This is a genomic window from Variovorax sp. OAS795 (assembly GCF_040546685.1).
Lineage (GTDB): Bacteria > Pseudomonadota > Gammaproteobacteria > Burkholderiales > Burkholderiaceae_C > Variovorax.
Genome location: NZ_JBEPOH010000001.1, coordinates 4,491,098 through 4,508,802, shown reverse-complemented (window position 1 = coordinate 4,508,802; position 17,705 = coordinate 4,491,098). Strand labels below are relative to the sequence as shown.

The window sequence follows — 17,705 nt, the reverse complement described above, 5'->3', positions numbered from 1 at the left end:
CGTCATCGATCAGTGCACGCGCTGCCAAGTAGATGAAATCTTGATGCGGACTCTGTCTTCCTCGGACTTTGCGGGTGGTACGACTTGCTGCTTGACTACCCTTATTGAGTAGCGAACTTGACCTTTGCCGCGGGAAATCTCGAACGTGTCGCCCGTACGCGCACCGCATTCGCGGAAGTAGCGAGTCATGTAGGTAATGCGATATTCGTTGCGAGTTCCATTCTCCCCGTGCAGCGAATTGTTGTAGTAGACGAACCTGAACCGTCGGGGCTTGCTAATCTCATCAATGCAATCGATCCAAGCGTCAGGATTCTTGATGGTCGGCTCGAGCTCCGGCAGGAACGCGAGCAGTTCAAGATTGGTTTTGGGGATGAGAACTCCGCCTTGGTGCCCGCCGGTTGCACCTACATCGTTGGCGCTTAGTGTTTTACGGAAAGTGATGACAGTCATGGCTTTCCTGGTTCGATTTCGAGAGCTCGTCTGAAGTCGCCGGCGTCTCTCGTAGAGACAGGTACGCTTTCATTCGCCAGCTCGGTCTTCCAGAGCGAGCGGTCGATCATGACTTCTTCCACCGTGTCCTTATAAAAAAGGCGGAAGACCGTGACCGGCTTGATTTGTCCTCGGCGGTGCGCGCGCGCACTTGCTTGCGCCTCGATCGCAGGATTCCAGACGGGGGTGAAATGAACCACGATCGTGGCCGCAGTGATATTCAGTCCTGTACCCGCTGCTTTGGGATTTAGGACCAGGCAGGCAGGTCCTTCATGCGCGGTAAACCGGTCAACGATAAGTTGGCGCTCCTCTTGAGGCGTGGACCCGTTGATTGCGTCCCAGTGGATCAGGGAACTGGCCGGCATCGCTTCGCGAACGAGTTCACCAATACGGTTGAAAAGTGCAAAGACGATCACTTTTTGCTGATTGAGAAAAGCCTCACCAAGGATAGCGAGTAAACGCTCCATTTTTGGGGTTATGAGGGGATAGGCAGGCACGCGTACGAGGTTGGCGTTCTCCGCCAACGGGTCTGTGTCCTGATCCGAGTTACGTAGCCAAGGATGAGCGCAGACAAGCTGCAGCTGCAGCGTAGCGACTAACGCCCCAGCGGTAGGGTACTTGGCCATAGTGGCCCTCCTCACGCTGCGGTAGTGCTCTGCAAGATCACTGTCCAACTCTAGTGGCACGTCGATATCGATGCGCTCGGGGAGATCGCTGGCAACATCGGCGACCTTCCGCTTGAGCACGATCGGATCAGTGACGACTGCCAGCGCTTGCGCAGATTCAATGCTGTCGGGGTAGTTAGCTTCGAAATCGTGACGTGAACCGAGAAGTCCGGGAATACAGAAATCTGTCAGTGACCAGAGATCCAAGAGGCTGTTCTCGACGGGAGTGCCCGTCATTGGAATGGACCTGCGGCGTGGTATTCGACTGATTGCACCTCGACGGTTCGAATCGGGATTCTTGATTGCCTGTGCTTCATCGCAAATTAGCCATGACCATTCAAAGGACGAGAAGATGGAAATGTCGTTCACCATCGTGTCGTAGGTTGTGACCACGACATTCGCTATCTGGAGGTCTCGGTAAATTCCAGCCCTGTTTGCGCCTCGGTGCACCATTACACTGAGCGTTGGAGCGAATCGGGCGATTTCGCGGACCCAGTTTGCGATTAGGCTCGTCGGGCACACGATCAATGCAGGTGCCAAGATGAGCGGGGGCTCCAACTGGAGAAGGGCGATAATCTGCAGGGTTTTGCCGAGACCCATTTCATCAGCAAGTATCAGTCCGCCCATACGGCCGATGGTCTCCCGCATCCAGAGCACGCCGCGTGCTTGATAGGGAAACAGCGTCGCATTCAGGCCCGGCACCGAAATCGTTCCGGCATACCGCTCTGCTGCAATTCGTCCAGGTTCAAGGAGGCTCTCTCGGATCTCCGCCGCAATACCAACTGATACCTGCTGCACGAGCCGCAAGGACTCACCATAGGAAAGGCTGTCCGGATTTGCGCCCTGCAACATGCTTGAGAACTGGGCAGCCGAATCACGCGGCAAAGGACGGATAGTCGTGCCGTCTGCAACCCATGTATGGCGGTTGCTGGGCGCAACGTGGACTTGGCGCTCGCCTCGGACAACCCGAATACCCGCAAGGCTGGCAACGATGGTGTCTCCGCGCCTGTCGATAGAAATCACTGGATCGAGCAGACGCTCGGAAAGTGAAAAACCCTCTGGAAGACTGAGGCGCAGCTCCTCAAACGAATGCGGAAAGATAGACAGGTCAACCATCGGGCGACTCCACCAGCACCTTTAACTCTTCAAGCGAGAGAGGCACCGGTCGTCTGGTGTGAAGAGCTCTGTGGCAGCTTGGGCACACAGGCACCAGATCGATTCGCGGGTCGTAAGGTCTTGGGGTTGTCGTCAATGCGAGAGGCTCAAGGTGATGAACTTCGATGATGTCCCCCGCGCTCCCGTAGATTCGTTGCGGCTCGATATCGCAGACTGCGCATCTCTCGCCGTGAATGCGGATGCAAAGTAGTCTGTTCCGAGGATTTCGCTCCCTGCGATTTACCACCGATTGGAGGATCGCTCCTTCGATCGCCGGTGACTCGTCTTGTGTGGACTCAGCTATCACGTCGTATCCGATGAGTTCCGCCATTGCGGCCATGATCGGAACGATCACGTCGTTGCAGGTCTTGACTAGCGCAACGTCTTCGCTCGACTGATCCTTGAGGCGGATAGTGGCGATCATCCTGAAGGCGCCGTGGTCGACCGTCCAATGGGAGAGTTCCTGATTCGGAATCTGGACTTCAACATCGCTGCGGATAGACTCCACCAATGCTCTGGCAAGTTGCACGTCTTCTGGGGAAGCGCTGCGAATCTTGTCGATCACCGGTCGCGAGTAGCCTCCGAAGGTGAGTTCGACACGATAGCCGGCTAATCCGTACGGACGCAACTCAGCCACCGGCCCATGCTTTTCGTCCAGATCTCCGAACCAGATCCTGATCCCAGTGCGCAGTCCTCCATGCGTTAGAGCCGCGTCGATTGCAGCGCCGGTTCCCTGCTGGAGGGCTTGGATGATCAGATCCTTCTTGCCGAGAAGCATTTCATTCCTCGTCGGCAGCAGCCAAGTCCCCGGGCTCCAAATCTGGGATATTGCGCAGCAGCTTTCTCAGATTGTTCGAGATTTCGGCCCGGATGTCTTCGAATATTGGCTCCATCTCTGCGTTGGTATTGTTCTGCTCGGCAACGGCAAATGCCCAGAGCAATAAATCCATTCCTTCGACGGCAAAGCCATTCGCAGCAGCTCGCTGGTAAATCTTTTGGTAAAAGTCGTGATGCTTGTTGAGCAATACCGCCGGTACGTGTCCTACTTCTCCGGAACTGCGCATTGCCGGCTGCCAGAGTTCCCCTGTGGTGATGCTATCAACCGCATCCACATGTATGGTTTCGGGGCTCACATTGTTTTGGACAGCAAGCTTGAGCTTGATCTTGGCACCCAGATTGTTGGAGACCACTGCAGATTGGGTCACACTGTCTACAGACGTGACTTGCGGCTTGTCGGCATTCGCTGTATCGGCGATGTTCTTGTTCGCGCTGGTGTGATCAATTTGCTGCGTATTTTTGTCGCGCGTCTGTCGCCGGTAGCGCTTTCCCGCTTCTCGGTAGACGGGTTGCAGAAGTTCGCGCAGGCCGTCTTCGAGGTCAGGGTGAAAGAGAATGCGTGACTTCTTGACGTCAATGCGAAACGCATCGTCTAGAGCATGGCCAAAATCGAACTCGATCCGCAACAACGAGGTGTGTGGCTCCGGCGCGCCAAACACGTCCATCCAGCTTCCATCTTGAATGAGCCGGCCTTCGCGATAGACATAAAAGCCTTGTGCTTTATTGGAAATGCGTGCGTATAGCTGCTCCTCGGCTTTGCTCATTTCGCTCCGGTGAGGGAGTATCCAGGCACAGATTTTCGCGACCTGTTCCGAGCCATCCGGCATCTCCACCACCAAGTTTTGCTTTTTCTCCGGAAGGACTTGCTCTGCTCGTTCGGGATAGAACGGATTCCATGGCGTAACTATAAGCTGATTAACAAAAATCTCGATATTCCGCTCGCGCGCGTCTTTCTTGTCAAGGAAGCGGTGATAAACAAGAGCAAGGTGTTTGCTCAGTGTCTCTCCAAGACGTTTGATTGCCGCCTGCTCTCTTGTCCCTCCCGCGTCGTAATCTTTGGAGAGTATTCGATCGCATTTTTCCCAGACAACTAATGTCCCATGGTCCCCACAGGACTCTTCAAATGCCTCAAGTTCATCGGGAGTTACTGGCTCTCGCAGCATTTCCCATCGTCTTTGCTTGGCAACATGATCCAGGTCCCAAGCAAGCTTCTCCAACTGGTGGTTAGCTGACTTTCTTGAAATAATAGTGAATTTGAGACATATTGAACTCGATGCTGTCTTCAGGCCCAAACCAAACTTTCCAAGACTCTCTGGATTGTCACGCTCGGGGGCACCATAGCGCATTGCACGGTAAATTCCGTCTGCATCCATACCTTCGCCGTTGTCGCCGAAGTAGACAATCTTCCGCCCGTCAGATCGCAGAATGATTTCGACGTTAATGCGATCGGCTTTCGCCGCAATCGAGTTATCGATGATGTCTGCAGCGGCAGTGCGTACGTTGTAGCCCGTGTCGCGCAAGCCGAAGATCAGTCTCGATGGATCCGGTTCGTTTATGAGATCGGCCATGCTGTGTTGTTCCATCTTCTCCAAGCTCCACTGAATATTCGAAACGTCTTCTGTTCGCGCGCCAATGAGGCTGATTCCGGGGATCCCAGTTCTGAAACTTCCGGGCAGATGTGCGCAACGGTCGGAAACAACATCTTACATTCACTTTCAGAATGTGGCGTAACGTAGCTTACCTCTTAGGGACGTCCCTAGGACAAGTGCAAAAAAAGGGGGGAGCTCAAGAGTGCCAACGGAAGTTCACGAAAGCTCCGGATAAAGGATGCGAAGAACTTCCCGAACTGCGTGCCCTAATAAGCGGGGGCTACAAGGCTTTCGGAGCAACAACAGTGGTCGCCGAGTGCGAGGACGCAAACGAAAAAGCCCCGCCAGTGATAGCGGGGCTTTTTAACTTTTTGGTGCCGGAGAGATGAATCGAACACCCGACCTTCTCATTACGAATGAGCTGCTCTACCGACTGAGCTACACCGGCTAAGCCTGCGATTATAGCAAGAGCTTCAGGCCTTCTCGGCGTGGTACCTGGTCAAACGCTCGACTTCGTTACGCGAACCCAACATCACGCTCACACGCTCGTGCAGCTTGGTGGGCTTGAGGTCGAGGATGCGCTGCTTGCCGTTGGTGGCGGCGCCGCCGGCCTGTTCGACGAGCCAGCTCATGGGGTTGGCCTCGTACATGAGGCGCAGCTTGCCGGCCTTTTCGGGCTCGCGCTTGTCCCACGGGTACATGAAGACGCCGCCGCGCATGAGGATGCGGTGCACGTCGGCCACCATGCTGGCGATCCAGCGCATGTTGAAGTCCTTGCCGCGCGGGCCTTCCTTGCCGGCCAGGCACTCTTCGATGTAGCGCTTCATGGGCTCGTCCCAGTGGCGCATGTTGCTCATGTTGATGGCAAATTCCTTGGTGTCGGCCGGAATCTGGATGTCTTCCTGCGTGAGCACAAAGCTGCCTTGCTCGCGGTCGAGGGTGAACATGGCCACGCCGTTGCCCACGGTGAGCACCAGGGTGGTCTGCGGGCCGTAGATGCAGTAGCCGGCGGCCACCTGCTGGGTGCCGGGCTGCAGAAAGTCGGCTTCCTGCACGCCGGGGGTGTCGTCGGGCTTCTTCAGCACGCTGAAGATGGTGCCGATGCTCACGTTCACGTCGATGTTGCTGCTGCCGTCGAGCGGGTCGAACATGAGCAGGTATTCGCCCTGCGGGTAGCGGTTGGGCACCACGTAGATGCTGTCCATCTCTTCGCTGGCCATGGCCGCCAGGTGGCCGCCCCATTCGTTGGCCTCGATCAGCACTTCGTTGGCGATGATGTCCAGCTTCTTCTGGATTTCGCCCTGCACGTTCTCGCTTTCGGCGGTGCCGAGCACGCCGCCCAGCGCGCCCTTGTTGACGGCCTGGCTGATGCTCTTGCAGGCGCGGGCGACCACTTCGAGCAAGAGGCGCAGCTGGCCCGGAATGAGGCCGTCGGCGCGCTGCTGTTCAACGAGGTAGCGGGTGAGGGAGATCTTCTGTTGTTGAGCCATGTGCTTGGTAGGTTCCTTGGTTAGTTTCCGGCCAGGGCGCGGGTCACGACTTCATGCGTGTCCTTGCTCAGGTCGGGCTTGGCGGCCACGCGGGCAATGGCTTCGCGCGCGGCGCTGCGGTAGGGCTCGGCCAGCTTGCTCCAGCGGTCGAGCGAGCGGGCGAGGCGGGCGGCCACCTGGGGGTTGATGGCGTCCAGCTCGATGACGCGCTCGCTCCAGAACACGTAGCCGGCCGCGTCCGGGCGGTGGAATGCGCCGGGGTTGGCGCTGCAATAGCTGAAGATCACGCTGCGGGCGCGGTTCGGGTTCTTGATGGAGAAGTCCGGGTGCTTCATCAGCTGCTTGACCAGCGGCAAGACGTCGCCGCCGCGGTCGGGCGCGCCGGCCTGCAGCGAGAACCACTTGTCGATGACCAGCGCCTCATTCTTGAAGAGGGCGTGGAAGCGTGCGAGCGCCTGCGCGGCCAGCGTGTGGCCCGACGACACCAGCGCGTTGAGCGCGTTGAAGCGGTCGGTCATGTTGCCGGCGTCCTTGAAGCGCTGCAGCGTCTTGCCGGGCCACACGGTGTCGCCCGAAGCGCGCGCCGCCAGGCACAGAAAGTTGAGCGCCATGCCGGCCAGCGCGCGGCGGCCCGACGAGGTCGGGTCGGGCGTGTAGGCGCCGGTGTCGTGGTTCTCTTCGTAGACCTGCTGCCAGTCCTGGAAGAGGGCGGCGGCCAGCTGCGCGCGCATGGCTTCGCGCACCAGGTGCACGCGCTGCGGATCGACCACGTCGAGCTGCTCGGCAATGTAGGTTTCAGAAGGCAGCGTGAGCACCAGCTCTTTGAACGCAGCATCGAGCCTCGGGTTGCGCAGCACGCTGCGCATGGCGTCGATGTAGGCGTCGTTCAGCACCGGGGTGGTGTCGGTCGCCTGCGCGGCAATGCCTTGCACCGCAGCACGCAGGCCCAGGCGCTGGCCGGCTTCCCAGCGGTTGAACGGATCGGGGTCGTTGGCCAGGAGGGTGAGCAGCTGGGCGTCGCTGTAGGCAAAGTCCAGGATCACCGGCGCGCTGAAGCCGCGCAAGATCGACGGCACGGGCTCGGCTTCCAGGCCCACGAAGGTGATCTGCTCGCCGGCGCGCGAAAGCACCAGCGTGCGCGTGCCGTGCGTGATGTGCTCTTCGCCTTCGATCTGCATCGGCAGCTCGCGCCCGCTGGCATCGAGCAGGCCGATGTTCAGGGGGATGACGAAGGGTTCCTTGCCCGGCTGGCCGGGGGTGGGCGGGCAGCTTTGCACCACGCTGAGCGTGTAGCTGCGGTTCTGCGCGTCGTACACGCCGTGGGCGGCCAGGCGCGGCGTGCCGGCCTGGCTGTACCAGCGCTTGAACTGCGGCAGCAGGCGGGCCAGTTCCGAATCGGGGTTGGCGTCGGCAATGGCCTGCGCAAAATCGTCGCAGGTCACGGCCTGGCCGTCGTGGCGTTCGAAGTAGAGCGTCATGCCCTTCTCGAAGCCCTTGCGCCCGACCAGCGTCTGCATCATGCGCACCACCTCGGCACCCTTTTCATAGATGGTGACGGTGTAGAAATTGCTGATCTCGATGTAGCTGTCGGGCCGCACCGGGTGGGCCATGGGGCCGGCGTCTTCAGGGAACTGGGCGGTGCGCAGCACGCGCACGTCCTCGATGCGCTTCACGGCGCGCGCCGAAGCATCGGCGCACAGGTCCTGGCTGAACTCCTGGTCGCGGAAGACGGTGAGGCCTTCCTTCAGCGAGAGCTGGAACCAGTCGCGGCAGGTCACGCGGTCCCCGCTCCAGTTGTGAAAGTACTCGTGGCCGACCACGCTCTCGATGTTGCTGTAGTCGGCGTCGGTGGCGGTGGCCTGGTTGGCCAGAACGTACTTCGTGTTGAAGATGTTCAGGCCCTTGTTCTCCATGGCGCCCATGTTGAAGTCGCTGGTCGCAACAATCATGAAGCGGTCCAGGTCCAGCGGCAGGCCAAAGCGCACTTCGTCCCACAGCACGGAGTTGACCAGCGAGTTCATCGCATGCTCGGTCTTGTCGAGGTCGCCGGCGCGCACGTACACCTGCAGCAAGTGCTCCTTGCCATTGCGCGCGGTAATGCGCTGCTCGCGCGCCACCAGCTTGCCGGCCACCAGCGCGAACAGGTAGCAGGGCTTCCTGAAGGGGTCGACCCACTTGGCAAAGTGGCGGCCTTCGGGCAGCTCGCCCTGCTCGACCAGGTTGCCGTTCGACAGCAGCACCGGATACGCGGCCTTGCTCGCGCGCAAGGTCACGGTGTACATCGCCATCACGTCCGGGCGGTCCAGGAAGTACGTGATGCGGCGGAAGCCTTCGGCCTCGCACTGCGTGAAGAAGGTGTCTTCGCTCACGAACAGGCCCATCAGCTTGGTGTTCTTGATGGGGCAGCAGGTGGTGAAGATCTCGAGCTCGAAGGCCCCTTCTTCAGCGGACGGCAGGCCGTCCAGCACCAGCTGCTCGCCTTCCATGCGGAACGATGCGCCCTGGCCGTTGACCAGCACGCGCGCCAGGTTCAGCTCGTCGCCGTCCAGGCGCAGCGGCTGGGCCGGCGCGTCGGGGTTGCGGCGCAGTTGCATGCGGTTGAGCACGCGGGTCTTGGCGGGGTCCAGGTCGAAGGTCAGGTCGACGGTGTCGATCCAGAATGCCGGAGGGGCATAGTCTTCGCGGCGAATGGCAATCGGTTGCCCTTGTGCGTCACGCTGCAGCAGCATCGAGTGTCTCCAGAAAGTTGGAATGGGCGAGTTCGTCGTAGTCGCGAACCGCGGCAATCACATGGGGGCCGCCAAGCTCGGCGGCGGTATGGGTGCTGCACACGGCCACGGCACGCATGCCGCCGCGGCGTGCGGCCTCGATGCCGAAGGGCGCATCTTCAAACACGATGCAGCGCGCAGGCGCCACGCCGATGCGGCGCGCGGCCTCCAAAAAAATCTCGGGCGTGGGCTTGCCGGCAAAGCCTTCGTCGCCACCCACAATGGCCAAGGGCAGCGGGTCCATCTTCAGGCGCGACATCGCAAACTCGATGTTGTGCCGGTCGCCCGCCGTGCCCACGGCCACCTTCAGGCCGCGCGCCACGGCGGCCTTGGCAAAGGCCGTGAAGCCGGCCACCTCGGTGAAGTTGTCGCTGAACATGGCACGGTAGATTTCTTCTTTCTCGTGCACCAGCGCCTGGCATTCGGCGTCTGAAAGATCGCGCTCGAACAGCTCGCGCATGCACTCGGCGCCGGTGCGGCCCGTGGTGCGCGCGAGGATGTCGGTCACGTCCAGCGTGAGCCCGTGGCGCGCCACAAACTCCACCCATGAGCGCGCATGCCAGGGCATGGAGTCGATCATGGTGCCGTCCATGTCGAAGATCAGGGCTTCCACCTTGTCGTGCATGAGGCTCATCGATCAGACGCCCTGCTTCAGCGAGGCTTCGATGAACACGTCCAGGTCGCCGTCGAGCACCTTCTGCGTGGCCGACACTTCGACGTTGGTGCGCAGGTCCTTGATGCGGCTGTTGTCCAGCACGTAGCTGCGGATCTGGTGGCCCCAGCCCACGTCGGTCTTGCTGTCCTCGAGCTTCTGCTGCTCTTCCTGGCGCTTGCGCATCTCGTGGTCGTACAGGCGCGAGCGCAGGCGCTTCCACGCCACGTCGCGGTTGCTGTGCTGGCTGCGGCCGTCCTGGCATTGCACCACGATGCCTGTCGGAATGTGCGTCAGGCGCACGGCCGAGTCGGTCTTGTTGATGTGCTGGCCGCCCGCGCCCGATGCGCGGAAGGTGTCGGTGCGCACGTCCGAAGGGTTGATCTCGATCTCGATGGAGTCGTCGATTTCGGGGTAGACGAAGATCGAGGCAAAGCTGGTGTGCCGCCCGCCCGACGAGTCGAACGGCGACTTGCGCACCAGGCGGTGCACGCCGGTCTCGGTGCGCAGGAGGCCGAAGGCATAGTCGCCTTCGACCTTGATGGTCGCGCCCTTGATGCCCGCGGTGTCGCCCGGGGTTTCGTCCTCGATCTGCGTCTTGAAGCCCTTGCGCTCGGCGTACTTCAGGTACTGGCGCAGCAGCATGCTGGCCCAGTCGCAGGCCTCGGTGCCGCCCGCGCCGGCCTGGATGTCGACAAAGGCGTTGAGCGGGTCGGCCGGGTTGTTGAACATCCGGCGGAATTCGAGCTGCTTGATGTCGGCTTCGAGCGCCGCGGCGTCATCGGCAATGGACTGCAAGCCGTCCATGTCGCCGTCTTCCTTCGACATCTCGTACAGCTCGGTGTTGTCCGACAGGCCGCTGGTGAGCCGGTCGAGCGTCACGACCACGTCGTCGAGCGATTTCTTCTCGCGGCCCAGCTCCTGGGCCTTCTTAGGGTCGTTCCAGACGTTGGGATCTTCAAGCGATGCGTTGACCGTCCTCAGGCGTTCGGATTTGGCATCGTAGTCAAAGATACCTCCGTAAATCGGCCGTCCGGGCGCTCAGGTCCGCGAGGGTTGCGCCGATTTGGTTGATTTGTTCTGCGTCCATGGGGTGTCCTGACTGTGTTCGGGGGAAACCGGACATTTTCTCATGGACCGATGACCCGCCTTGGAACACCCCTGTATTGCTCCTTCCCCCTCTGGGGGAAGGCTGGGATGGGGGCGGTTCCCGAAATGGCGCGGCTCATTCCAGAACCGCAGTTCCCGCTTCAGGGTACAGGTTGGGAAAGAGAATGCCGAGTGACTCGAGCGGAAAAGCAATGCTCACCTCCGAGCGGTGGCTGTCGCTTTTCAGGAGCCCATCCTTGATGAAGCGCGAGATCACTTTTCGTGCGGTTCGCTCTTCCAGCCCGGTCATCCGGATGAACTCGCCGCGCGAAACCGCCCCGACGGCAGCAGTGGTATGCAGTGGAAGCAGCGCTTCCTCGCGGTATTCGTTCATGCCGCTCGTGGCGCCGCGGACCAGCAGATAGGCACGCATCCGGTCCTTGAGCTTTGACAGGTCGAGCATGGACGACATGAAATCGACCTGGTCTTCGCACAGTCCCAGGAAATACCGGCACCATTCCCAGAGCATTTTTTCGCTCAGGTTGCCGCGGCCGTCGAGATCTCCCTGTCTCGGACTGTCTGCGTTGTCGAGCATCTGGTAGTAGCGCTCGCGATCGCGAGCGAGCCCGCGATTGGCAGACCAGAGACCGCCGCTGATCAAGTGCAATGCGCAATGGGTCTGGAGCCGGACCGCGCGCCCGTTGCCGTCTTCGAACGGATGCGTCCAGCCCATGCGCTGATGAGCGGCTGCCACGGTGTAGATCACCGCATCGACGCCCTTGAGGCGGCCGTAGACCTCGTCCATCCTTTTCAGGAACCGCGGGATCGACTGCCATGCCGGCGGCTGATGGCGGCCCACTGAAACGTCGTGCGTGCGCAGGGCCCCTGGAGCGATGAGCCGGCCGTCGTCGGTCAGGCGGTCCGCCTCGGGAAGCCGGCCGTAGAGGCTTGCGTGCGCCTTCTTGAGAAAGCCGCTGCTCAGCGTTTCTGCTTCGGCGTCCACCGACGCTTCGAGCTCCCGCTCTGCCTCGATATGCGCCAACGCTACACGCTGATGCTTGGCGACATCCGGCTGGTCCGAAAAGTCGCGCCGGAGCGCCCGTTCGATGTTCATGGGATGCGTGCTTTGTCCCTCGATGCGGTTCGAGTAGTACGAGTTCATCGATCGCACGATCTCGCGCAGCGCCGCACGGGCTTGCGGACTCGCGGAGCCTTTCAGTTGCGATGACTTGTCGAATATCCGGCGCGTTGTTTCGCCCAGTTCGGCGAGTTTTTGCGTCGGCAGCAGCGGTTCGAACTGATGGGGTTGGTCGTAGACCAGCAAAGGCTTCGGGGAGAGTGGCATCAGTTCCGGTTGAAATTCTCCTTAGAGTATCGCAATAAGCCTTATTTATCAAATACTTAATGGTGCGTAGTGGCAGTTATACTTCCGGTATGCATGCCGCATTCAGAACGCCGGAACCAGCGACCCCTTGAACTGGTTCTCGATGAAGCTCTTCACCTCCGGCGACTGGTACGCCGCCACCAGGCGCCTGGCCCAGGGCTTGTCCTTGTCGGCGCGGCGCACGGCAATCAGGTTGGCGTAGGGGCTTTTGGCCGATTCCTTGATGACGGCATCCTTGTTCAGCGAGAGGCCGGCCTTCTCGGCGTAGTCGTTGTTGATGGCGGCAATGGCCAGGTCGTCGAGCGAGCGGGGCAGTTGGGCGGCGTCGAGCGGCACGAGCTTGAGCTTCCTGGGGTTGCTCACCACGTCGAGCGGCGTGGCGGTGTTGTTCCTCACGGCCTCGGGCTTCAGGGTGATGAGGCCGGAGGACTGCAACAGCAGCAGCGCGCGGTTGCCGTTCGACGGATCGTTCTGGATGCCGACCGAAGCGCCGTCGGGCAGCTGGTCGATGGACTTGATCTTGCGCGAGTAGAAGCCCAGCGGCGCGGTGATGGTCAAGCCCACGGGCACGATGTCGAAGCCGCGCGCCTTGTTCTGGTTGTCCAGGAACGGCTGGTGCTGGAAAGCGTTGGCGTCCAGGTCGCCGGAGGCCAGCGCCGCGTTGGGCAGCTGGTAGTCGTTGAACACCACCAGCTGGATGGTCAGGCCGTCTTTTTCGGCCACCTTCTTCACCACGTCGAACACCTGCTCGGCGCTGCCGACCGAGATGCCGACCTTGACGGTGTTCTTGTTGTTGTCCTGCTGCGCGAAAGCGGCGCTGCCCGAGAAAAGCGCGGCGGCCAGGGTGGCAAGAAGAAGGCTGCGGCGGCGAAGAAAGTTCTGCATAAAAAATCCGTGCGATCACAAGAAAAAGGAAGGCGCGAATGTGGCACCGCCGGGCCCGATCCGGAACGAACGAATGCGCATATCGATATGGCATCTGCCGGCCACGCACCGCCCGCCTTATGCCGTTCAACGAATAAGCATGAGCCGATTTGTTCGTTCCCTCGGGGCGCACTTGTTTTCATACTCGGCCCCTTTTGCAAACCTTCGCGGTCGGCGCCATGCCGGCCCGCAGCCTTTTTCATGAGCAACCCTTCGTCCGATGCGGCCCGCGGCAATGCCGAGCCCGTGATCCGTCTTCAATCGGTGCAGAAATCTTTCGCACTGCCCAGCGGCGAGGTGTTCGACGCTGTCGAGTCGCTCTCCCTCGATATCCATCACGGCGACGTGTTCGGCCTGATCGGCAAGAGCGGCGCCGGCAAGTCGACCCTGCTGCGCCTCATCAACCTGCTGGAGCGGCCTGATGCGGGCAAGGTCTTCGTCGGCGGGCGCGACCTCACCACGCTCTCGCGCCGCGAGCTGCGCGACACGCGCCAGCACATCGGCATGATCTTCCAGCAGTTCAACCTGCTGCAGAACGCCACGGTGTTCGACAACGTGGCGTTCCCGCTGAAGATCCACGGCCGCCATTCGCGCGCCGAGATCGATGCGCGGGTGCGCGAATGCCTGGCACTCGTGGGCCTGGCGGAGAAGATCGACACCTACCCGGCGCAACTGTCGGGCGGGCAGAAGCAGCGCGTGGCCATTGCGCGCGCGCTGGCGCCGCGGCCGCAGGTGCTGCTGTGCGACGAGCCCACTTCCGCGCTCGACACCGAGACTACGCGCGCGCTGCTCGAAACGCTGCGCGACATCAACCAGAAGATCGGCGTGACGATCGTGATCGTGACGCACGAGCTCTCGGTGGTGGAGGTGCTGTGCCGCAACGTTGCCATCCTGGAGAAGGGGCGGCTGGTCGAGCAGTTCGCGGTGCTCGACGCACCAAGCGAAGCGCGCAAGACTGCGCTGGGCCGCGAGATCGATGCGCTGGTGCGCCGCCGCGAACGCGATGCGCGCGAAGAAGCCATCGACGTCCGCGCGCCGTCGTTGCAGCGCAATCCGGAAGAGGTGGCCTATGTTTGAGAACATCGCCCCCATCCTCCCCGAGCTGTGGGTGGCCACGGGCCAGACCTTCCTGATGCTGGCGATCGGCCTTTCGGCCGCGGTGCTCATCGGCGGGCCGCTGGGCATCCTGCTGTTCCTGCTGGGGCCGGGCCAGTCGCTCGACAACAGGCCGGCGTTCCTGGTGCTCAACTGGATCGTGAACACCGTGCGCTCGTTCCCCTTCATCATCCTGCTGGTGGCGCTGGTGCCGTTCACGCGCGTGATCGCGGGAACTTCCATCGGGCCGCTGGCGGCTGCGGTGCCGCTGTCTTTCGCGGCCATTCCGTACTTTGCGCGGCTGGTCGACCAGTGCCTGCGCGAAGTGCCGCGCGGCGTGATCGAGGCGGCGCACGCCATGGGCGCCTCGGAGCTGCAGATCGTGTGGCGCGTGCTGGTGGTCGAGGCGCGCGCGGGCCTGGTGCTGGCGCTCACGGTGCTGGCGGTGAGCTTTCTTTCCTACTCGGCCATTGCCGGCGTGGTGGGTGGCGGCGGCATCGGCGACCTGGCCATCCGCTACGGCTACTACCGTTTCCAGACCGACGTGATGGTGCTCACCGTGGCGCTGCTCGTGGTGCTGGTGCAGATCCTGCAGTTCGTGGGCAACACCACGGCGCGCAGGCTGGACAAGCGTTGATTTTTTTCCTCTTCCTTTTCTGATCCCATGAAAACCGCATTGCTTCGCCGTTCCGTCCTCGCCCTGTCCCTGGTGGCACTCTCTTTCGGCGGGCTCTCGCTCGCCCAGGCGCAGGAGGCCAGGAAGAACCTCGTGATCGGCGGCACCGCCGGCTCCAACATCGACCAGCTGAAGGCCGGCATCGTGCCCATCCTCGAGAAGAAGGGCTACAAGGTGAAGCTGGTCGAGTTCAACGACTACGTGCAGCCCAACCTTGCGCTCGCACAGGGTTCGCTCGATGCCAATTTCTTCCAGCATCAGGTCTACCTGAAGAAGTTCTCGGCCGACCAGAAGCTGGACCTCGCGGAGCTGGTGCAAGGCCCCATCGCGCCGCTGGGCGTGTACTCCACCAAGCGCAAGACGCTGGCCGAAGTGAAGGAGGGCGATCGCTTCACGCTGCCCAACGACCCGAGCAACCTGGCCCGCGCACTGGTGCTGCTGGAGCAGAACAAGCTCATCACCATCAAGCCCGGCGTCGATCCGCTGCGCGCGTCTGAAAAAGACGTGGCAGAGAACCCGAAGAAGCTGAAGTTCATTCCGCTGGAAGCGGCGCAACTGCCGCGCTCGCTGGGCGATACCGAGTACGCCATCGTCAACGGCAACTTCGCGATCTCGTCGGGGCTCAAGCTCACAGAAGCCGTGGTGCTGGAGAAGACGCCCGACCACTACCTGAACGTGGTGGCCGTGAAGAGCGCGGACAAGAATGCGCCATGGGCCAAGGACATCGCCGAGGCCTACCGCTCGAAGGAGTTCAAGGCCGTGGTCGACAGCAAGTTCCAGGGCTACGCCAAGCCAGCCTTCCTGCAGTAGTTGCATCCACGCGTGGCGGGCACGCGCCGCCCGGCTCAGGCCTTCGCCTCGGCCTTCAGAAAGTCGACGAACGCGCGCAGCGGCGCCGGCATGTGCGTGCGGCTCGGGTAGTAGAGAAACGGGCCCGAGAAGCTCTGCCACCATTCCTCGAGCACCGGCACCAGCGCGCCGCGGTCGATGGACGGGCGCAGGTACTCGTCGAAGGTGTAGATGAGGCCGAGGCCCGCTTCGGCCCCGTGCAGCTCCAGATCGATCATCGACGCCACCAGCGGGCCGCTGGGCGTGATGCGCACGGTCTTGCCCTTGCGCACGAAGCCCCATGCCGCGAGCACGCCGCTTTGAAAGCGATGGCCGATGCACGCGTGCTGCAGCAGGTCGGTCGGGTGCCGGGGCGTGCCGTGCGCCGCCAGGTAGGCCGGCGAAGCGGCCGCCACGAAGCGCTGCACGCGCGGGCCGAGCGGCACCGCGATCATGTCGCGCGCAATGCTTTCGTCGTAGCGGATGCCGGCATCGAAACCGGCCGCGAGCACGTCGATGAAGGTGTCGTTGGTCGTCACCTCCAGCGTGATGCCGGGGTGCGCGGCCAGGAAGCGGGCGGCCAGCGGCGGCAGCACGCGCTGCGTCACGATGGTCGGCACGTTGAGCCGCAGCGTGCCGGTGGGGCTGTCGCGAAAGCTGTTGAGGGTGTCGAGCGCACCCGAGATGTCGTCGAGCGCCGGCGCAATGCGTTCCAGCAGCCGCTGGCCGGCTTCCGTGGGCGTGACGCTTCGCGTGGTGCGGTTCAACAGCCGCACGCCCAGCTGCGCCTCGAGCCGGCGCATGGCTTCGCTGAGGGAAGAGGGCGACACGCCGCGCAGCGCCGCGGCGCCGCGGAAGCTGCGCGCCCGCGTCACCGCCATGAAGGCGCCGAGGTCCGAGAGGTCGGGATCGGTCATGGGGCTGATTGTGCGGTTTATTGCACAGCTCGTGCAGCGCTGGACGGATTATCGAACGGGCCTCCTGCTTCCAAACTACAGCCATGCCGCTTGCAACCGCCAGCGGCCTTCAACGAAAGGAAGCTGCAATGAACACACGCCAACTCGGGGCCACCGGTCCCAGAGTCTCCGCCCTCGGCCTCGGCTGCATGGGCATGTCGGCCCTGTACGGCCCCTCGGACCGGGGCGAAAGCATCGCCACCATCCACGCCGCCATGGATGCGGGCATCACGCTGCTCGACACCGGCGACTTCTACGGCAGCGGCCACAACGAAATGCTGATCGGCGAGGCGCTAAGGGGCCTGAAGGGCTCGCAGCGCGACGCCGCACTGGTGAGCGTGAAGTTCGGCGCGCTGCGCGATCCGGCGGGCGGCTGGAGCGGCTACGACGCGCGGCCCGAGGCGGTGAAGAACTTCCTGGTCTATTCGCTGCAGCGGCTCGGCGTGGACTACATCGACATCTACCGCCCCGCGCGGCTCGACCCGAACGTGCCGATCGAAGACACCGTAGGTGCCATTGCCGACATGGTGAAGGCCGGCTACGTGCGGCACATCGGGCTCTCGGAAATGGGCTCGCACACCATCCGCAAGGCGGCGGCGGTGCACCCCATTGCGGACCTGCAGATCGAGTATTCGCTGATTTCGCGCGGCATCGAGGACGACATTCTTGCGACTTGCAGGGAGCTCGGCATCGGCATCACGGCTTATGGCGTGCTGTCGCGCGGCCTGATCAGCGGACACTGGAAGAAAGAGGGCGCGGGCGCCACGGATTTCCGCACGCACAGCCCGCGCTTCCAGGGCGAGAACGTGGATCGCAACCTGGCGCTGGTCGATGCGCTGCGCAAGATCGCGGAGGCCAAGGGCGTGACCGTGGCGCAGATCGCCATCGCATGGGTGGCGGCGCAGGGCGACGACATCGTGCCGCTGGTGGGTGCACGGCAGCGCAACCGCCTGCGAGAGGCGCTGGGCTCGCTCGACGTGTCGCTGGGCGCGGACGATCTTGCGGCGATCGAGCGCGCAGTACCCAAGGGCGCCGCGGCCGGTGAGCGCTACGCCGCGTCCCAGATGGCGCATCTGGACAGCGAGGCGGCAGGCCACGCCTGAGCGCC

15 protein-coding genes and 1 tRNA gene are annotated in these 17,705 nt (G+C 62.2%); 4 read left to right on the top strand and 12 right to left on the bottom strand.

All coding sequences use genetic code 11. From position 1 onward, the window contains the following. Nucleotides 1–9: 9 nt before the first annotated feature. From ABID97_RS21800 to ABID97_RS21750, 11 genes are all read right to left on the bottom strand, one after another. The gene (locus ABID97_RS21800) at nucleotides 10–450 is read right to left on the bottom strand and encodes an EcoRII N-terminal effector-binding domain-containing protein (protein ID WP_354400688.1); all 441 of its coding nucleotides are present in this window, start codon (nucleotides 448–450) and stop codon (nucleotides 10–12) included. Beyond that, on the bottom strand, nucleotides 447–2,270 hold the full coding sequence (locus ABID97_RS21795) for a DEAD/DEAH box helicase (RefSeq protein WP_354400687.1): 1,824 nt from the start codon (nucleotides 2,268–2,270) through the stop codon (nucleotides 447–449). Before ABID97_RS21795 ends, ABID97_RS21800 begins: the two co-directional genes overlap by 4 nt. Continuing rightward, the gene (locus tag ABID97_RS21790; RefSeq protein WP_354400685.1) at nucleotides 2,263–3,087 is read right to left on the bottom strand and encodes an HNH endonuclease; all 825 of its coding nucleotides are present in this window, start codon (nucleotides 3,085–3,087) and stop codon (nucleotides 2,263–2,265) included. The genes ABID97_RS21795 and ABID97_RS21790 overlap by 8 nt, the downstream gene beginning before the upstream one ends. Nucleotide 3,088: 1 nt before the next feature. Then, nucleotides 3,089–4,714, bottom strand: coding sequence for an ATP-binding protein (locus tag ABID97_RS21785; protein WP_354400683.1), 1,626 nt, complete (start codon nucleotides 4,712–4,714; stop codon nucleotides 3,089–3,091). A gap of 393 nt (nucleotides 4,715–5,107) precedes the next feature. Then, nucleotides 5,108–5,183, bottom strand: a tRNA-Thr gene (locus ABID97_RS21780). A gap of 25 nt (nucleotides 5,184–5,208) precedes the next feature. Next, nucleotides 5,209–6,225 (bottom strand): class 1 fructose-bisphosphatase, encoded by a 1,017-nt coding sequence (locus ABID97_RS21775; RefSeq protein ID WP_354400680.1) that lies wholly within the window; start codon nucleotides 6,223–6,225, stop codon nucleotides 5,209–5,211. 20 nt (nucleotides 6,226–6,245) lie between these two features. Continuing rightward, the gene (gene pepN / locus ABID97_RS21770; RefSeq protein WP_354400679.1) at nucleotides 6,246–8,954 is read right to left on the bottom strand and encodes an aminopeptidase N; all 2,709 of its coding nucleotides are present in this window, start codon (nucleotides 8,952–8,954) and stop codon (nucleotides 6,246–6,248) included. After that, nucleotides 8,938–9,627: an HAD family hydrolase gene (locus tag ABID97_RS21765; RefSeq protein WP_354400677.1), complete on the bottom strand. Its 690-nt coding sequence runs from the start codon at nucleotides 9,625–9,627 to the stop codon at nucleotides 8,938–8,940. The genes pepN and ABID97_RS21765 overlap by 17 nt, the downstream gene beginning before the upstream one ends. Nucleotides 9,628–9,630: 3 nt before the next feature. Continuing rightward, nucleotides 9,631–10,735, bottom strand: a protein-coding gene (prfB, locus tag ABID97_RS21760) for a peptide chain release factor 2 (RefSeq protein WP_354400675.1) whose coding sequence is annotated in 2 segments (ribosomal slippage) — nucleotides 9,631–10,653 and nucleotides 10,655–10,735 — 1,104 coding nt in all. Because the reading frame shifts where the segments join, the coding sequence is not laid out codon by codon here. Nucleotides 10,736–10,870: 135 nt separating this feature from the next. Next, nucleotides 10,871–12,058: a Fic family protein gene (locus tag ABID97_RS21755; RefSeq protein WP_354400674.1), complete on the bottom strand. Its 1,188-nt coding sequence runs from the start codon at nucleotides 12,056–12,058 to the stop codon at nucleotides 10,871–10,873. Nucleotides 12,059–12,181: 123 nt separating this feature from the next. Continuing rightward, nucleotides 12,182–13,003 (bottom strand): MetQ/NlpA family ABC transporter substrate-binding protein, encoded by an 822-nt coding sequence (locus ABID97_RS21750; RefSeq protein WP_354400672.1) that lies wholly within the window; start codon nucleotides 13,001–13,003, stop codon nucleotides 12,182–12,184. Nucleotides 13,004–13,243: 240 nt separating this feature from the next. Between ABID97_RS21750 and ABID97_RS21745 the strand changes: the two genes are divergently transcribed. The 3 genes from ABID97_RS21745 to ABID97_RS21735 are packed head-to-tail and all read left to right on the top strand — an operon-like array spanning nucleotide 13,244 to nucleotide 15,623. Beyond that, nucleotides 13,244–14,119 (top strand): methionine ABC transporter ATP-binding protein, encoded by an 876-nt coding sequence (locus ABID97_RS21745; protein WP_354400670.1) that lies wholly within the window; start codon nucleotides 13,244–13,246, stop codon nucleotides 14,117–14,119. Continuing rightward, nucleotides 14,112–14,774, top strand: coding sequence for a methionine ABC transporter permease (locus ABID97_RS21740; RefSeq protein WP_354400668.1), 663 nt, complete (start codon nucleotides 14,112–14,114; stop codon nucleotides 14,772–14,774). The genes ABID97_RS21745 and ABID97_RS21740 overlap by 8 nt, the downstream gene beginning before the upstream one ends. A gap of 27 nt (nucleotides 14,775–14,801) precedes the next feature. Next, entirely contained in the window at nucleotides 14,802–15,623 is an 822-nt protein-coding gene (locus ABID97_RS21735; RefSeq protein WP_354400666.1) for a MetQ/NlpA family ABC transporter substrate-binding protein, read from the top strand. A gap of 35 nt (nucleotides 15,624–15,658) precedes the next feature. On the opposite strand, the gene ABID97_RS21730 is transcribed toward ABID97_RS21735, so the two are convergent. Next, nucleotides 15,659–16,558: a LysR substrate-binding domain-containing protein gene (locus ABID97_RS21730; RefSeq protein ID WP_354400665.1), complete on the bottom strand. Its 900-nt coding sequence runs from the start codon at nucleotides 16,556–16,558 to the stop codon at nucleotides 15,659–15,661. 128 nt (nucleotides 16,559–16,686) lie between these two features. Between ABID97_RS21730 and ABID97_RS21725 the strand changes: the two genes are divergently transcribed. Further along, nucleotides 16,687–17,700, top strand: a complete 1,014-nt coding sequence (locus ABID97_RS21725) for an aldo/keto reductase (protein WP_354400663.1) — start codon at nucleotides 16,687–16,689, stop codon at nucleotides 17,698–17,700. Nucleotides 17,701–17,705 lie beyond the last annotated feature (5 nt).

Excerpts from the sequence above, each read along its gene's own strand:
- ABID97_RS21800 (WP_354400688.1), bottom strand. The coding sequence starts at position 450 with ATGACTGTCATCACTTTCCGTAAAACACTAAGCGCCAACGATGTAGGT.
- ABID97_RS21795 (WP_354400687.1), bottom strand. The coding sequence starts at position 2,270 with ATGGTTGACCTGTCTATCTTTCCGCATTCGTTTGAGGAGCTGCGCCTC.
- ABID97_RS21790 (WP_354400685.1), bottom strand. The coding sequence starts at position 3,087 with ATGCTTCTCGGCAAGAAGGATCTGATCATCCAAGCCCTCCAGCAGGGA.
- ABID97_RS21785 (WP_354400683.1), bottom strand. The coding sequence starts at position 4,714 with ATGGCCGATCTCATAAACGAACCGGATCCATCGAGACTGATCTTCGGC.
- ABID97_RS21775 (WP_354400680.1), bottom strand. The coding sequence starts at position 6,225 with ATGGCTCAACAACAGAAGATCTCCCTCACCCGCTACCTCGTTGAACAG.
- pepN (WP_354400679.1), bottom strand. The coding sequence starts at position 8,954 with ATGCTGCTGCAGCGTGACGCACAAGGGCAACCGATTGCCATTCGCCGC.
- ABID97_RS21765 (WP_354400677.1), bottom strand. The coding sequence starts at position 9,627 with ATGAGCCTCATGCACGACAAGGTGGAAGCCCTGATCTTCGACATGGAC.
- ABID97_RS21750 (WP_354400672.1), bottom strand. The coding sequence starts at position 13,003 with ATGCAGAACTTTCTTCGCCGCCGCAGCCTTCTTCTTGCCACCCTGGCC.
- ABID97_RS21745 (WP_354400670.1), top strand. The coding sequence starts at position 13,244 with ATGAGCAACCCTTCGTCCGATGCGGCCCGCGGCAATGCCGAGCCCGTG.
- ABID97_RS21740 (WP_354400668.1), top strand. The coding sequence starts at position 14,112 with ATGTTTGAGAACATCGCCCCCATCCTCCCCGAGCTGTGGGTGGCCACG.
- ABID97_RS21735 (WP_354400666.1), top strand. The coding sequence starts at position 14,802 with ATGAAAACCGCATTGCTTCGCCGTTCCGTCCTCGCCCTGTCCCTGGTG.
- ABID97_RS21730 (WP_354400665.1), bottom strand. The coding sequence starts at position 16,558 with ATGACCGATCCCGACCTCTCGGACCTCGGCGCCTTCATGGCGGTGACG.
- ABID97_RS21725 (WP_354400663.1), top strand. The coding sequence starts at position 16,687 with ATGAACACACGCCAACTCGGGGCCACCGGTCCCAGAGTCTCCGCCCTC.